Origin of the sequence: Longimicrobium sp. (assembly GCA_036377595.1) — a bacterium.
Taxonomy (GTDB): domain Bacteria; phylum Gemmatimonadota; class Gemmatimonadetes; order Longimicrobiales; family Longimicrobiaceae; genus Longimicrobium.
The window spans coordinates 1-2,181 of the sequence record DASUYB010000072.1 but is presented as its reverse complement, the minus strand read 5'-3'; the positions used below and the strand labels follow the sequence as shown (position 1 = coordinate 2,181).

Below are 2,181 nucleotides of genomic sequence, written 5' to 3'. Positions count from 1 at the left end.
CGGAGATGATCGCCGCCCTGCTGGCCATCCTCAAGGCGGGCGGCGCCTACGTGCCGCTGGACCCGGCGTACCCCGCCGACCGGCTGCGCTACATGCTGGAGGACAGCGCGCCGGCGGCGCTCGTCACGCAGTCGTCGCTGGCCGGCACGTTCGCGGGGCTGGGCGTCCCGGCGGTCGAGCTCGACGCCGCGGCCCCGGCGTGGGCGCAGCGGCCGGAGACGAACCCCGCGTGGGCGGGGCTCACGCCCGGCCACCTGGCGTACGTCATCTACACCTCCGGCTCCACGGGGCGCCCGAAGGGCGTGATGGTCGAGCACCGCAGCATGGTCAACCACACCGCGTGGCAGGCCGCGGCGTTCGGCATCGGCGCGCGCGACACGGTGCTGCAGCGCACGTCGATCTCGTTCGACGCGTCGGCGTGGGAGCTGTGGACGCCGCTGGCCACCGGTGCGCGGATGCTGCTCCTCTCCTCCGCCGCGGCCAGGGACGCGGACGCCATCGGGCGGGTGATGGGGGAGGGTGGGGTCACCGTCGCGCAGTTCGTCCCGACCCTTCTCCAGGCGGTCCTCGGCGCGCGTCCGGCGGACAGGCCGCTCCCCTGCCGTCTCCTCTTCTGCGGAGGCGAGCCGCTCCCGGCCGCGCTGGTGGAGGAGGCGCGCGCGGCGGGCGTGGGCGAGGTGGTCAACCTGTACGGCCCCACCGAGGCGACCATCGATTCGACCTCGCACGTGTGCGGGCTGGACGGCCGCGCGCCCGCCATCGGCCGGCCGATCGCCAACGCGCGGATCTACGTGCTGGACCGCGCGCGCCAACCCGTTCCTGTCGGCGTTCCCGGCGAGCTGTACGTCGGCGGCGCGCAGGTGACGCGCGGCTACCTGGGGCGGCCGGGGCTGACGGCGGAGCGCTTCGTCCCCGATCCGTTCTCGCCCGGGGCCGGCGCGCGGCTGTACCGCACCGGCGACCTGGGCCGCTGGCGGGCGGACGGGACGCTGGAGTTCCTGGGCCGCACCGACTTCCAGGTGAAGATCCGCGGCTTCCGCATCGAGCTGGGCGAGATCGAGGCGGCGCTGCGCCAGCACGAGGGCGTCTCCGACTGCGTGGTGATGGCGCGCGCGGAGGCGGGCGAGCAGCGGCTGGTGGCGTACGTGGTCGGCGACGTCGAGACGGACGCGCTGCGCGCGCACCTGCGTCGCATCCTGCCGGACTACATGGTCCCCGCCGCGTTCGTCTGCCTGGACGCGCTGCCGCTGACGCCGAATGGGAAGCTGGACCGCAAGGCATTGCCGGCGCCGGAGTACGCGTCGGCGGAGGACCGGTACGTGGCGCCGCGCACCCCCGTGGAGGAGGTGCTGGCGGGGATCTGGGCGGAGGTGCTGCGCCTGGAGCGGGTGGGCGTGGCGGAGAGCTTCTTCGAGCTGGGGGGCCACTCGCTGCTGGCCACGCGCGTGGTCTCGCGGGTGCGGCAGGTGTTCGGGGTGGAGGTGTCGCTGCGGGCGTTCTTCGAGGGACCCACGGTGGCGGAGATGGCCGGGCGAGTGGAGGAGATGCGCAGCGCGGGCGAAGGTGCCGCCCTCCCGCCGCTCGTTCCCGTCGCCAGGGAGGCGCCGCTGCCGCTCTCCTTCGCGCAGGAGCGGCTCTGGTTCCTGCACCAGATGGAGCCGGAGGGCGCCGGCTACAACATGTTCCGGTCGGGCCGGCTGCGGGGGAGCCTCGACGCGTCCGCGCTGGAGCAGGCGCTGGGCGAGCTGCTGCGCCGCCACGAGTCGCTGCGCACCACCTTCCACCCGGTGGAGCAGGGCGCCGTGCAGGTCGTGCACCCGACCGCACCCGCGCACCTGCCGGTGCTGGACCTCACCGGTCTCCCGCCGGAGGAGCGCGAGCAGGACGCGCGCCGCCTGGCGCGAGAGGACGCCGAGCGCCCCTTCGACCTGGAGCGCGGTCCGCTGCTGCGCGTGACGCTGCTGCGCCTCTCCGAACAGGAGCACGTGCTGCTGCTCGCCATGCACCACATCGTCAGCGACGGCTGGAGCATGGGCGTGCTCTTCCGCGAGCTGTTCACCCTCTACGAATGGTTCTCGCGGCCCTCCGATGCACGGCCGGCATCGCCGCTGCCGCCGCTGGCGGTGCAGTACGCGGACTTCGCCGTGTGGCAGCGCGGCTGGCTGCGGGGCGAGGTGCTCC

General features: G+C 74.6%; 1 protein-coding gene. It reads left to right on the top strand.

What is annotated here, in order from left to right; genetic code table 11:
• The coding region (locus VF092_10440) for an amino acid adenylation domain-containing protein (GenBank protein ID HEX6747697.1) at nucleotides 1-2,181 on the top strand (2,181 nt) is incomplete at both ends.